We start from the raw sequence: 13,383 nt of genomic DNA, 5'->3' as shown, positions 1-13,383 counted from the left end.
TTAATTACTACTAAAATATATTTAAAAACCCGAAAAGGTGATAATGTGAAAATATTAGTTGCATATTATTCAAGAAGCGGTAACACCAAAAGATTTGCAGAAATGTTAAGAAGAGATTTAGATGCAGACATAGAAGAAATTAGGGATAATCAAAGTCATACTGGTGCAGGAGGATATTTAAAAGGAGCAATAGAGTCCGTAATAGGTAAAGGCTCATCTATAATTGTGACAACTAAAGATCCAATAAATTATGATTTGGTACTTATTGGAACCCCAGTATGGGCATCATCACCTGCAAGCCCTGTAATAACATATATTGAAAATAATAAAAACCGTTTCAAAAAGGTTGGTGCATTCTGTACCATGAAAGCTAATGGTGATGATAAAACATTCCAGAAAATTAGTGAACTTACTGGTAAAGACCTTGTAAAAAGCCTTTCCATTACTGAAAAGGAAATGAAAAGTCCAAACAAGAAAATTAAAGATTTTGCAGATGAGATTAAATTATTATAAATTTTAAATTCAAAAAAAATCTATTTTTAATTATTTTTCATTCCCCTTAATTATTTTTAAGATTAAATAAATAAAAAAAATTTAAAACTAGTTAAAATCACCACATTAAAATCAATTATAAAATTTTATTAATATTAAAATACAAAATTTAATTATTAAGTAATTAGAACTGAAGAATTAAATTTTTAAAAAAGATATTATCTTAAATAGATTAGAATTAAGTAATTAATATTAGAATTGAAAAAATTTTATTCTTAAAAATAGCTAATTATTGAAGGATCAATAGTTAAATATTAACTATTAGAAAAGGTGATTTAATGAGTGTGACTGATGAGGTACATGATTTTGATTTTGCTGCCTTTATTGCTGGAACCGGAATATTTGTTGGTTTAGCAGTAATAGGATATCAATACGCTTATGATTGGGCCATACCTTTCTCAGCAATAGGGCCATTATATATAGGATATAAATCTAAAAGCTATTTACAATCTTTTATTGTAGGTGGTCTATCAGGTATATTCCTAGCAATCGCTTCCATATATGGATTATTAGGACCTATGGTAAATCCAATATTTTCACCAATTATAATGAACATTATGATTGTCATAGCTTGTTTTATTATTGGTGGATTTATATCAATTGTTGGTAATCTCTTTAAGGTTAACAGAGATCAAGCTTTAGAAATGGCTGAAGCCGAGAAAAAAGGTAGTAAAAATGTCAAGGTAGGTAAATATCCTGCAGAACCTGGAATTAATAGAATTAAAAACAGATTCAAAAAGGATAAAAATACAGACAACAGAAAAACCAGCAAAAACATTAAAAAGTAAAAAGGATAATTAGAATTCTTTTTTACTTTCCTTATTAAAATATAAAAAACTTATTTTCAACATTAATAATTATTATTTTAAAATTAGATTCTAACTAATTTTCGATAAATTTAAATTTTTACATTAGCTAATATCCGAATTAGATATCAAATGTCCTTTTTAAAATAAATAATTTATAAAACAACCTAATAATAGAAATAGATAATTAAAATAATTAAAAAAAAATTATCTAACAGATTAACTTAATAATAAAAATAGATAATTAAAATAGTTAAAAAATTATTTAACTAACTATTTTAAAGAAAAAACATATTTTAGTCATCAAGACCATTTTAAAAAACTTTAAGAAGATTTAAATTAATTATGTGATAACTTTATCCAATTGGTCAGTTTCAATTGCCTTTTTAATTTCAACAGCAATTCTTCTTCCCATACTCATACCTTCACCATATTTAAGGTGAGTGTATGCGGAACCATCCATAAATGTGTTAGTTCCACCATCAGTTCTTGCACTAGTTTCAAATACAACCAGTTCAAGATTATCATTTACAAGAGTTTGTAAACAAAATGGACCGTTTAATCCAGGAGCCACTAATTCCTTAGCACTTTCTACCAATTTATCTCCTAAATCAAATGCCTGAGTAAGTAATGATTCCCTCATTACAACAGGATGATTACCAGTTACAACATATGAAGGAGAAAGATTTGAAGCCATTTGATCTTTTGCAGGTATTCTTACCAAACCGTCAATATTAGATTCATATCTACTATCCATACCCATCAATTCAACTTCATCATCTAAAGCAGAATAGAAATAGTGTATACAGTAATTACATCCGGATACATATTCCTCAATATGTGCATTAGGAACATCTTCGTCGGTTAGCCATCCACGTTTCTTCATGGATTCAATCTTTTCATTGAATTCTTCTTGAGAAGAACAAATAAAGTAACCTCTTCCACCTCTAGCACCTGGGAATTTAACCATTACTTCACGGTCAATACATTCAGGACCATCAAATTTCTGAGGAATTCTTAAATTACCATTAACTAACATTTTTCTTTCTTTATCCCTTTCAGCTTCCCATCTTAAAATATCCCTATTACCAAACATAGGAACATTAAATTTATCCTCAATATTATCTAATCCAGCATATGCCACAAAAGAACCATGAGGAATAACAATTGCATTCATATCCCGAAGTCTTTGCTGAACATCTTCATTTACAATATCGCTGAATTTGTCCACCATGATAAACTCATCAGCAACACCGAAACGTTGATATGGAACTTCACGGCCTTTTTCACAGACAACAGCTGTATGAAAACCTTCTAATTGAGCTCCATGAAGTATATGTAAAGAAGTATGGCTTCCTAATGTAGCGATAGTTATATTATCTTTATCATATCCCTCTAAAATATCTAAAATATGCTTTTTATCTACTTTTCCCATTTTTAAAATCTCCTTTCTAAAATTAGAAATACAATTTACCTTATGTTTTTTAGAAGTAATAAAATTTTTTATTTAATATTTCCAACATGAAAGAAATAATTATTTGAATTCTAATTTGAAAAAAAGTCCTTTAAAATCGATTAAATGACAATATTATCCAAATTAATAAAAATAATATTAAATTTAAAATTTTTATATAAATATTTAAATATTTAGGATTTTATTAAAAATAGTTCAATGAAAACTTAAATAAAATTCAATCCAATATATTTTATATACTAATTAGATAAACTATATTATAATAAATAAAAAAGTGATAAAAATGTTAATTGGATTAATATCTGATACTCATCTACCTAACAGAGCTACAGAAATACCTGAAAAAGTTTTTGAAACATTTGAAAATGTGGATTTAATATTACACTCAGGAGACATATGTTCATTTGATGTAATAGACCAACTAAACAAGGTAGCGCCTACCCTGGCTGTTCGTGGAAATATGGATCCATTTACAGAGGAGGAATTGCCTTCCTCAAGGATTATTGAAAAGGAGGGTTTAAAAATAGGTTTAGTACATGGTATTGTACATCCTAAAGGAGATTTAGACCAATTATACTATATTGCACGGGAATTAGATGTTGACATACTTGTTAGTGGACATACCCATGTTCCATCAATTAACACAATAAGGGATGTCCTATTAGTAAATCCTGGAAGCCCTACCAATCCCAGATTATCAGACCCATCAGTTATGGTGATGGAAATTAATAATAAAAATGTGGACATTAATGTTATAAAAGTTGGAAAACCAGTATGTGCCGCATTAAACTTTAAACCACCAAAACATGAATAAATAATTTTAAAACCTATTTAATTATTTTATTGATGAAATAAAATTCTTAAACTAAGAAAACCAATTTATTTAATAATAAATCAAATTAAATTAGAAATTAAATGTAATTTATCTAGTTAAAAAATCAAACCAAAAAAATCAACAATAGAAATTACTTAATTGTTAAAATGTAATTTATCTAGTTAAAAAATCAAACCAAAAAAAATCAACAATATAGTTTATTTAATTGAAATAATAAAATTCTTAAATTAATAAATTATAAAATTACTATTTTTTTATTAAAATATTTATAATCTTTAAATCACTTTTTAAAGTAAAAATATTTTAAACAGCCATTATAAAGTAAATAATAATTAACTAGTTTTTATATTAAAAAAAGGAATTGTGATAAAATGGGTAGTAGATGGGAAATGGAAAGGAAGAATGACCCTTACTATAAAAGAGCCAAAGCTAACGACTATCGCTCAAGAGCATCATATAAACTTAAACAATTAGACAAAAAATATAGGATAATAAGAAAAGGAGATACTGTTGTAGATTTAGGTGCAGCTCCAGGAGGATGGTCCCAAGTGGCACTTGAAAAAGTTGGAGAGGAAGGAATTGTAGTGGGAGTTGACTTAAATAGGATTAAACCTCTACCTGAAGACAATTTCTATAGAATTAGAGGAGACTTCACAACAGATGAGGTTCAAAATAAAATTACCCAGATCATAGGTGGAAAAGCAAAGGTAATTGTCTCAGATGCCGCACCCTCCTTAACAGGCATTAAAGATTTGGACCATCTAAGATCAATTGATTTGATTCAGGTAGTAATAGACATTGCAGACAATATTTTAGAACCCCATGGAAACATTGTGATTAAAGTATTCCAAGGCGGGGAATATAAACATCTAATTGATGGTATTAAAAAGAAGTTTAAAATTTTAAAAACAACCAAGCCTCCATCCTCCCGTAAAAAAAGTTCAGAAATGTACATAGTGGGTATTGGATTTAAAAAATAATTAAAATCTTTTAAATCTACTTTTTTTTAAATTGGAACCATTATAATTTTCAAAAATTACTTAAAAACATCTATTTTTATAAAACAATAAAAAATTAAATAAAACAATAAAATATCTCATTTTAAACAATTAAATAAAAAAACACTATCTTTATAGAACAAACAAAAGTTAATGTGATAATATAATAAGAAGATATCTGCAAAAAATAACAAGAGATGCTTATTTTTATATAACAAAATGAATTCTTAAATAAAATAAAAAAAATCATTTTAAGACCTAAATAAAAGGGATAGCCCTATAAAACAATGAATCAAATAGTCAATTTAAAAAAAATAGTTAACAAAAATAGAATACAATTAATAAACATTTTAAAAACAAATAAATTAAAACTAAAAAAATAGTTAACAAAAATAGATAAAAAAAGAAAAAGGAAAAATATTAATATGTAGAACCTGTAGCATTATCTACCATTTCACGGGTAAGATTAAGTTCCTGTTTTGCAATAGTAATCCTATTATTTACTTCATCAGCAGACTTACCTGCGGCTAAAGCACTTTCTACATCATCAATATCCCCACTTGATCGTGTTAATTCTAATCTCAAATCATCATATTGTTCTGAATCCATTGAACTAGAACTTTCATTAAATTTAGCTTCTATATTGGAGTAATTTGATTTTAATTCGGATAACTCATCATACTGATTTCCAGATGATATTCCAGTAGTAATGCCTGATGAGACCATGTTAAAACCAATATAAGCTACAACAACAATTGTTGCAATTATCATTATGACACCTAATATAGATACTAACATAGATGTAGATTTAAACAAATTTAATCTTGATTTCTTCATAAAAAATCCTCTAAAAAATTGTTAAAAAATTTAAAAAATCGTATTTTTATAAAGTAATAAATTATATACTAAGTTTACAACTTAAACATATATGTTTATTGAAAAAATAATTAATAAATTTAACTTTTTTTTAAAATTATAAAAATAATTATACAAAAAATAGATGTTTTTCAAAATCGAATCACCATATTGGAGTATACAAACAATATAAAAGAACCACATTAATCTTTTATATAAAAAGTAAAATCAATTAATAAAAGATAGATTTATTAAGATTTTCCAACTTTTAAAATAAAATCAGACTAATAAAAAAATAGATTTATTAAGATTTTCCAACTTTAAATAAAAATTTTTTTTATAAAAAATTTTTTAAATAATATAGTTTAATAATAAAAATTTACAAACATTAATTACACTAAAAATTTAGGGTATATTATGAGTCCAAGTGAAAAAGTTAATACAACAATTACAAAATTTGAGGAATTTTTCTCAACACAATACAAAGATGAAGTATTTGATGTTTTAGAGAAATATCCTGAGGAAAAATCCATAACTATCCAATATAATGACTTGGAAATGTTTGATCCAGATTTAGCTGACCATCTAATCGATGCACCAAATGATGTTTTAAGTGCAGCGCAATCTGCAATTAGAAATATTGATCCCCTTGTTCAAAATGCAGATATTAATGTTAGAATAGCTAATTTATCAAATGTTATCCCTCTCAATATATTATTAAGTAAGTATATTGGAAGTTTTGTAGCAGCAGACGGAATCGTGAGAAAAACAGACGAAATCAGACCTAGAATTGAAACTGCTACTTTTGAATGTAGAGGATGTACTAAAAAATACGAGGTAGAACAAACATCACAGAATCACATAGTAGAACCATCAATGTGTCCAAACTGTGGAGGAAGATCATTTAGGCTACTTCAAGAGGAATCACATTATATTGATACTCAGACTGCACGTATGCAAGAACCTTTAGAAAACTTATCTGGAGGTACTGAACCTAAACAAATGTTGATGGTTCTTGAAGATGATCTTGTAGATGAGCTTAACCCTGGAGACAAGGTTAGGATAACCGGAGTTTTAAAAACATTCAGGGAAGATAGAAGTGGTAAATTTAAAAATTACATATATGTTAACCATATTGAACCATTAGAACAAGAATTTGAAGAATTAAAAATTAGTGAAGAAGATGAGGAAAAGATCATTGAATTATCACAGGACCCCCACATTTATGATAAGATCATAAAATCTACAGCACCTTCCATTAGAGGATACCGTAATGTCAAGGAAGCAATTGCACTACAATTATTTGGAGGAGCTGCTAAAGTCTTAGAGGATGATACTAGATTAAGGGGAGATATTCATATTCTTATTGTAGGAGACCCAGGTATCGGTAAATCCCAGATTCTTAAATATGTTTCCAAATTAGCTCCTAGAAGTATTTACACTAGTGGTAAAGGTACAACTGGAGCAGGTTTAACTGCAGCTGCAGTAAGAGATGAACTAGGAGGATGGTCTCTTGAAGCAGGTGCACTTGTACTTGGAGATCAGGGAAATGTATGTGTTGATGAATTGGATAAAATGAGAGAGGAAGACAGATCAGCACTTCACGAAGCTTTAGAACAACAAACCGTAAGTATTGCAAAAGCAGGAATCATGGCAACTTTAAACTCAAGATGTTCAGTACTTGCAGCAGCAAACCCTAAATTTGGAAGATTTGATAGATATAAAGCATTAGCAGAGCAAATTGATTTACCATCCCCGATTTTATCTCGTTTTGATTTGATATTTGTAATTGAAGATAAACCAGATGTTAAAAACGATTCAGAATTAGCACAACATATTCTTGATATCCACCAGAAAAACTCTGTTGAGTATGCAATTGAACCGGATTTACTTAGGAAATATATTGCTTATGCACGTAAAAATTCAAATCCAAAATTAACCAATGAAGCAATGGATGTTTTAAAAGAATTTTATGTATCAACCAGGAATAGTTCATCTGAAGAACAAGGACCAGTTCCAATTACAGCAAGACAATTAGAGGCTACTATTCGTTTAGCAGAGGCTAGTGCAAAAATAAGATTAAAGGATGAAGTTGAAGCTGAGGATGCTAAGGAGGCAGTTAAACTTCAAATGGCTTGTCTTAAAGAGGTTGGTGTTGATCCTGAAACTGGAGAAATCGATATTGATAAAGTTGAAGGAAGAACCCCAAGTTCAGACAGAGATAAAATGCAGAAGGTAATTGAAGAGATAAGTAGCCTACAAGAGGAATATGGTGATCAAGCACCATTAAATGTTTTAATATCCAATCTCGAAGATAATTATAATATTAGTGAAGACAAAGCAGAACGTATTATACGTACTCTTAAACAAAAAGGAGTTATCTATGAACCAAGTCATGGATATTTAAAACGAGTATAATATTTAAATAAAATTGAATCTTTTAAATTAGATTTTTCTAGATACTATAAGAATCATTTAATTTAATTTAAATAAATAAAATCCAATTTCCTTCATTACATTCTTAAATAGAAATATAAGAAATGTTGAATTTTAAAAATTTTTCATAAATTAAATAAAAAACTATTAGAATTATAATAATATTTTAAAAAAAATAATAATCATTATATAATTATAAAAATATATATAAAGATATAGATTATGAGATGGATATAGGTAATTATTATGGAAATGATGAAGAAATCAATTAATGCGATTTTAGCTAACATTAATACTGCAACAAAATATTTAGATGAAGATACAATTGAAGAGTTTTTAAATGGAATTTTAAATGCCAATAACGTCTTTTTAATGGGTGCTGGAAGAAGTGGTCTTGTTGCAAGGGCATTTGCAATGAGGTTGATGCACCTTGGAATCAGTACATATGTTATAGGTGAGACAATTACCCCTGCAATTAATGAAGGGGATTGTTTAATTGCAGTTTCAGGTTCAGGTGAAACAGAATCAATTGTTGCTGCAGTAAAGAAGACAATTGAAAGAAAAGCATTTGTAATGTCTTTGACCTCAAATGAAGATTCCAGTATAGCAAAATGTTCTAAAACCCATATTTATATTAAAGGAAGAAATAAAGAAGATATTGATAAAGAATCAGAAAGTGAAGATTATACCAATAGACAGATTGAAGGAAATTATACTTTCTTTACACCATTAGGTACTGCTTTTGAAATAACATCCCTTGTTTTCTTAGACGGACTTATAACAGAACTTATGGGTAAAATGGGTAAAACCGAAGCAGATCTTAAAGCAAGACATGCAAAACTAGAATAAATTCATTTACTATTCAATTTATTTAAAACTATTTTTAAATTTAAAAACTTTATTTTATTTTATTGCATAAAATTGAAGATTCAAAAAAATATTCTGTTAGAACAATATAAAATAAACTTAACATGTTTAATAAAAATCTATTTTTAAAAGAACTTTAAAAATTTATTAAAAAATAACAAAATATAAGTTATATTAATAAGTGATTAAAATTATAATTATATTTAATATATTTTATAAATAACTTTAATCAAATAATATTTTTATTAATATTTTTAATTTAATTATCATTATTATTTAATCATTAAGAACCTAAAGGAGTGATATTCATGGAAGATAAAGAATATGAAAAATTATTAAATAGAGCAATTGACGAATTACCTCCAGAAGTATTCGAAACAAAAAGGTTTAAAATACCAAGAGCTTACTCTGATATTCAAGGAAACAGAACTTTTATTAAAAACTTTAAAGATGTTGCAGAAAAATTAAATAGAGATCCACAACATCTATTAAAATATTTATTAAGAGAATTAGGTACTGCGGGAAACCTTGAAGGAGGAAGAGCAATCCTACAAGGTAAATTCACTCATTATTTAATTAATGAAAGAATTGAAGATTATGTTGACAAATATGTTATCTGCCATGAATGTAATAGGCCAGATACTATTATTGTAAGGGAAGACAGAATCTTCTTACTTAAATGTTTAGCTTGTGGTGCTAGAGCTCCAGTTAAACCATTATAAATTCTTTATTTTTTTATTTTTAATATCTTATTTATTTTTAAACTTCTTAATTAAATTTTTTGATGTGTAGTTATGTTTTGTCCAGAATGTGGTAGTTCTGATAAAGAGATGATTGGTAATATTTGTATTGACTGTTTTTTAAAAAATTATCAATTCTTAAAAATACCTGAAAACATTAAGATTACAGTATGTAAACATTGTAATGCTAAATATTATCAAGGAAAATGGATTGATGAGGATATTCCTGAAGAGGAAATAATTTACCGTACACTTGAAGATAACATCGAAATCGATGACATGATTGAAGATGAAATCATCGATCTTGAAATCGTTCAGATGAGAGGAACAATAGCCGAGTGTACCATTGATGCAATAGGTGAATTTAAAGGAAGGGAATTAAGAGAACATTATAATACTAATGTGCAAATCAAAAATTCAACATGTCCCACCTGTTCTAAAAGAAATTCAGGATATTATGAAATAGTAATACAACTAAGAGCCGATGAAAGAGAACTTAAACCGGAAGAAATTCAGAAAGCCGATGAAATAATATATAACGTTTTAAATAAACAGTTTAAAAAAGATAAATTAGCGTATCTTCATGAAAGGGCCGTTTTAAAAGAGGGTATCGATTATTATATTGGATCATATAAATCTGGTAAGAAAGTGTTAAATGGTCTTAAAAATCACTTTGGTGGAACAAGTAAGGAATCTCCACGGCTTATCTCAGAGGACAAATCTACTGGAAAGAGATTATATAGAATTTGGGTATCTTTAAGACTTCCTAAATTTCAAATAGGTGACATTATTGAATTTGAAGATAAAATAGGCCAAATTATTGATATTAATGCAGATAAAACCCTTGCATCCAATATTAAAACCTGTGAAAAATTCTCATTTTCATGGGCGAAATATGACAATGTTAAAGTTATTGAAAAGAGAGAAGATATTCAAAAAACCTCAGTAATATCAAAATCCCCAAGTAATCTTGAGATATTAAATCCTGACGATTACTCTGCATATGATATTGATATGCTTGAAGAATATAGAGATTTTAATATTGGGGATGAAATAGAAGTCGTCAAGGTAGATGAAATATTTTACCCATTACTTACAATTAAAAAAAAATTAAACTAATCATAATTACAAAAAATAAAAATCATAATGTGATGATATGAATAACGAAGAAAAGATCGAATTAATAAAAAAAGGAACTGTAGAAGTAATTGAAGAAGAAGAATTAAAAGAGATACTATCTAAAGAAAACCCAATAGCTTATACAGGATATGAACCTTCCGGTAAGATTCATTTAGGACATGCAATTACCATAATGAAATTAAAACAATTACAATCAATTGGATTTAAAATTAAGATTTTACTTGCAGATTATCATGCATTCTTAAATGGTAAGGGAACCGTTGAGGAAATAGCTAAAACTGCAGAATATAATAAAAAATGTTTCCAAGCTTTAGGTCTTAATGAGGATACAGAATATATATTAGGATCCAGTTTTGAAACAGAATCTGAATATACCAATATTGTTTACCAATTAGCTACTTTAACTACCTTAAAAAGAGCAAGAAGAAGTATGGATATGGTAAGCAGGGATGATGATAACCCTAAAGTAGCGAGTACAATTTATCCATTAATGCAGACTGCAGATATGGTTTCCCTTAAAACAGATATTGCCTTAGGTGGACTTGAACAAAGAAAGATTCAAATGTTAGCAAGGGAAGAATTACCAAAATTAGGTTTGAAACCACCAGTCTGTATCCACACCCCATTACTACATGGTCTTGATGGAGCAGATAAGATGTCTTCAAGTAAAGGTAATTTTATTGCAGTGGATGATTCCGAGGAAACAATTAAAGATAAAATCAATAAAAGTTACTGTCCAAAAGGTGAAGTCGAAGGCAATCCAATGATTGAAATAGCTGAGCATTTCGTATATCCTTACCAGGAAACATTGCTTATTGAAAGACCTGAGAAATTTGGTGGAAACCTTGAATTAACTAAAGAAGAGTTAATTAAAATATATGGTGAAGGTAACTTACATCCAATGGACTTAAAAAATGGAATCAGTAATTATATGATTGAATTTTTAAGACCAGCAAGAGAATTTATGGAAAAAAATTAAATTTCCTGAATTTTTTAATTTTAGTTAATAGCTAAACAAGGTGGTAAAATGAATGAAGACGATTATGAAATGAGAGTTCCCAATGGTGTTGGAGAAAGAATGCTTGCGGAAGCATTTGAGAAATTCGATGTTGAATTAAAACAATCAGAATATGGTCCAAAACTCATTGGTTCCAAAGAAGAGTTGGAAAAGGCCCAGAAATTCTTATATGATGAAATTGAAAAAAGACTTAAAGAGATTGAAGAAGGTTCTAGACCTAAATAATCTTTCTAATTTTTATTTTTTAATATAAAACTGATTTTTATGGACGATAAATACATAACAGTCTCCCAACTAAACAAATATGTAAAAAATTTACTTGATGAAGATCAGGACTTAAAAAAGGTATATTTAAGAGGAGAAATCTCTAATTTTAAACAATACTCAAGTGGACATTGTTACTTCACTTTAAAGGATAAAAAAAGTTCCATTAATGCGGTTATGTTTAAGTCCTATGCTAATTTTCTTAAATTTAAAGTTGAAGATGGTATGCAGGTATTAATCAGAGGAACAGTTAGCCTATATCCTGAACGTGGTAAATACCAGATATATGTTAAAAGAATGCAAGTTGATGGAAAGGGAGATTTACTTGTAGCATATGAACAATTAAAGAGGAAATTATCCTCCGAAGGTTTATTTGATGAGGACAATAAAAAACCGATACCAAGGTTTCCGAGGAGAATTGGAGTTATAACCTCACCTACTGGTGCTGCAATTAAAGATATTATTACCACCATTAAAAGAAGATGGCCATATACAGAAATCATATTATTTCCGTCATTGGTCCAGGGAGAACTTGCAGGTAGAAACATAGTAAAACAAATAAGGAAAAGCCAGAAATATAACCTTGATACTTTAATTATCGGAAGAGGTGGAGGAAGTATTGAAGATTTATGGCCATTTAATGAGGAGATTGTTGCAAGGGCGATTTCCTATTGTAACATCCCCACAGTAAGTGCAGTAGGTCATGAAAGGGATTATACCATAGCCGATTTCGTTTCTGATTTAAGAGCCCCTACACCAACTGCTGCAGGAGAATTAGTTGTACCTGATAAAGAAAGCATTAAGTCAAAAATTGATTACCTGCATTCTAGGGCTTTTAAAAATATTGAAAATAAGATAAATAATCATCAAAAAGAATTAGAAAATATTAAATCCAAAGGTTTATTTACAAATCCTGAGGAAATATACGAACTTAAGGAATTGGATTTGGATAATTTAAAAAGCAGATTAGAATACAGTGCTAACAATTTAATAAAATATAAAGAACAGGACATAAACAGCATTAAAAATTCTTATCTTTTAAAAAACCCCTATTCCATGGTGAATAAAAAATATGACAAATACTCAAATATAAGCTATAAATTGAAGGTTGAATCAGAATCAATTATTAACAAAAAAGAGAACCGATTAAATAGATTAAAGAATGCCTACCCCATTAAGAATCCGAATTATATTCTAGATAAAAATTTTAATAAATATATTGAATTATTCGAGAAACTAGAATTATTAAACCCGTTAAATACATTAAAAAGGGGTTATACATTAGTAAAACACGATGGAAAATATATCAAATCATCAAAGAATCTTAAAAGTGGGGACACGATAGAAGTAGAATTCAACGATGGAAATATTAATACCAAAGTAATATAAAGGGGATAA

The 13,383-nt window shown here is 28.0% G+C and carries 13 protein-coding genes; 11 read left to right on the top strand and 2 right to left on the bottom strand.

Going from position 1 to position 13,383, the window contains the following annotated elements:
- Positions 1-45 precede the first annotated feature (45 nt).
- Together ON24_RS00155 and ON24_RS00150 are read left to right on the top strand one after the other, a co-directional pair.
- Complete coding sequence (locus ON24_RS00155; RefSeq protein WP_040681530.1) at positions 46-513, top strand: flavodoxin family protein; 468 nt, start codon at positions 46-48, stop codon at positions 511-513.
- A gap of 317 nt (positions 514-830) precedes the next feature.
- Positions 831-1,340 carry a hypothetical protein gene (locus ON24_RS00150; RefSeq protein ID WP_016358959.1) on the top strand — a complete coding sequence of 170 codons (510 nt, stop codon included), beginning with the start codon at positions 831-833 and terminating at the stop codon, positions 1,338-1,340.
- A 361-nt stretch (positions 1,341-1,701) separates the two neighbouring features.
- Here ON24_RS00150 and ON24_RS00145 read toward each other — a convergent pair whose 3' ends face one another.
- Positions 1,702-2,793 carry a formate--phosphoribosylaminoimidazolecarboxamide ligase gene (locus tag ON24_RS00145; RefSeq protein ID WP_016358960.1) on the bottom strand — a complete coding sequence of 364 codons (1,092 nt, stop codon included), beginning with the start codon at positions 2,791-2,793 and terminating at the stop codon, positions 1,702-1,704.
- A 322-nt stretch (positions 2,794-3,115) separates the two neighbouring features.
- Between ON24_RS00145 and ON24_RS00140 the strand changes: the two genes are divergently transcribed.
- Together ON24_RS00140 and ON24_RS00135 are read left to right on the top strand one after the other, a co-directional pair.
- Positions 3,116-3,646: a metallophosphoesterase gene (locus ON24_RS00140; RefSeq protein ID WP_040681529.1), complete on the top strand. Its 531-nt coding sequence runs from the start codon at positions 3,116-3,118 to the stop codon at positions 3,644-3,646.
- Positions 3,647-4,038: 392 nt separating this feature from the next.
- Complete coding sequence (locus ON24_RS00135; RefSeq protein WP_016358962.1) at positions 4,039-4,647, top strand: RlmE family RNA methyltransferase; 609 nt, start codon at positions 4,039-4,041, stop codon at positions 4,645-4,647.
- Between the two features lie 438 nt (positions 4,648-5,085).
- On the opposite strand, the gene ON24_RS00130 is transcribed toward ON24_RS00135, so the two are convergent.
- Positions 5,086-5,436, bottom strand: coding sequence for a hypothetical protein (locus ON24_RS00130; RefSeq protein WP_232216516.1), 351 nt, complete (start codon positions 5,434-5,436; stop codon positions 5,086-5,088).
- A gap of 501 nt (positions 5,437-5,937) precedes the next feature.
- Between ON24_RS00130 and mcm the strand changes: the two genes are divergently transcribed.
- The 7 genes from mcm (at position 5,938) to xseA (ending at position 13,374) form a co-directional block, all read left to right on the top strand.
- Complete coding sequence (gene mcm / locus ON24_RS00125) at positions 5,938-7,938, top strand: minichromosome maintenance protein MCM (protein ID WP_016358964.1); 2,001 nt, start codon at positions 5,938-5,940, stop codon at positions 7,936-7,938.
- A gap of 264 nt (positions 7,939-8,202) precedes the next feature.
- Positions 8,203-8,805 carry a 6-phospho-3-hexuloisomerase gene (hxlB, locus tag ON24_RS00120; protein ID WP_016358965.1) on the top strand — a complete coding sequence of 201 codons (603 nt, stop codon included), beginning with the start codon at positions 8,203-8,205 and terminating at the stop codon, positions 8,803-8,805.
- A gap of 326 nt (positions 8,806-9,131) precedes the next feature.
- The gene (locus ON24_RS00115) at positions 9,132-9,545 is read left to right on the top strand and encodes a translation initiation factor IF-2 subunit beta (protein WP_016358966.1); all 414 of its coding nucleotides are present in this window, start codon (positions 9,132-9,134) and stop codon (positions 9,543-9,545) included.
- A gap of 72 nt (positions 9,546-9,617) precedes the next feature.
- Positions 9,618-10,682, top strand: a complete 1,065-nt coding sequence (locus ON24_RS00110; protein ID WP_040681528.1) for a 60S ribosomal export protein NMD3 — start codon at positions 9,618-9,620, stop codon at positions 10,680-10,682.
- Positions 10,683-10,719: 37 nt separating this feature from the next.
- Positions 10,720-11,682, top strand: a complete 963-nt coding sequence (locus ON24_RS00105) for a tyrosine--tRNA ligase (RefSeq protein ID WP_016358968.1) — start codon at positions 10,720-10,722, stop codon at positions 11,680-11,682.
- 48 nt (positions 11,683-11,730) lie between these two features.
- A complete protein-coding gene (locus tag ON24_RS00100) occupies positions 11,731-11,946 on the top strand; it encodes a hypothetical protein (RefSeq protein ID WP_040681527.1) in 216 nt (71 codons plus the stop codon).
- A gap of 39 nt (positions 11,947-11,985) precedes the next feature.
- A complete protein-coding gene (gene xseA, locus ON24_RS00095) occupies positions 11,986-13,374 on the top strand; it encodes an exodeoxyribonuclease VII large subunit (RefSeq protein WP_040681526.1) in 1,389 nt (462 codons plus the stop codon).
- Positions 13,375-13,383: the final 9 nt, after the last annotated feature.

Source organism: Methanobrevibacter boviskoreani JH1 (genome assembly GCF_000320505.1).
Taxonomy (GTDB): domain Archaea; phylum Methanobacteriota; class Methanobacteria; order Methanobacteriales; family Methanobacteriaceae; genus Methanarmilla; species Methanarmilla boviskoreani.
This window is presented reverse-complemented; position numbering and strand designations above follow the sequence as displayed.

What these genes read in the sequence shown, in the direction of transcription:
- ON24_RS00130 (WP_232216516.1), bottom strand. Translation starts at nt 5,436, where the DNA reads ATGATAATTGCAACAATTGTTGTTGTAGCTTATATTGGTTTTAACATG.
- mcm (WP_016358964.1), top strand. Translation starts at nt 5,938, where the DNA reads ATGAGTCCAAGTGAAAAAGTTAATACAACAATTACAAAATTTGAGGAA.
- xseA (WP_040681526.1), top strand. Translation starts at nt 11,986, where the DNA reads ATGGACGATAAATACATAACAGTCTCCCAACTAAACAAATATGTAAAA.
- ON24_RS00145 (WP_016358960.1), bottom strand. Translation starts at nt 2,793, where the DNA reads ATGGGAAAAGTAGATAAAAAGCATATTTTAGATATTTTAGAGGGATAT.
- ON24_RS00135 (WP_016358962.1), top strand. Translation starts at nt 4,039, where the DNA reads ATGGGTAGTAGATGGGAAATGGAAAGGAAGAATGACCCTTACTATAAA.
- ON24_RS00110 (WP_040681528.1), top strand. Translation starts at nt 9,618, where the DNA reads ATGTTTTGTCCAGAATGTGGTAGTTCTGATAAAGAGATGATTGGTAAT.
- ON24_RS00115 (WP_016358966.1), top strand. Translation starts at nt 9,132, where the DNA reads ATGGAAGATAAAGAATATGAAAAATTATTAAATAGAGCAATTGACGAA.
- ON24_RS00105 (WP_016358968.1), top strand. Translation starts at nt 10,720, where the DNA reads ATGAATAACGAAGAAAAGATCGAATTAATAAAAAAAGGAACTGTAGAA.
- ON24_RS00150 (WP_016358959.1), top strand. Translation starts at nt 831, where the DNA reads ATGAGTGTGACTGATGAGGTACATGATTTTGATTTTGCTGCCTTTATT.
- hxlB (WP_016358965.1), top strand. Translation starts at nt 8,203, where the DNA reads ATGGAAATGATGAAGAAATCAATTAATGCGATTTTAGCTAACATTAAT.
- ON24_RS00140 (WP_040681529.1), top strand. Translation starts at nt 3,116, where the DNA reads ATGTTAATTGGATTAATATCTGATACTCATCTACCTAACAGAGCTACA.
- ON24_RS00100 (WP_040681527.1), top strand. Translation starts at nt 11,731, where the DNA reads ATGAATGAAGACGATTATGAAATGAGAGTTCCCAATGGTGTTGGAGAA.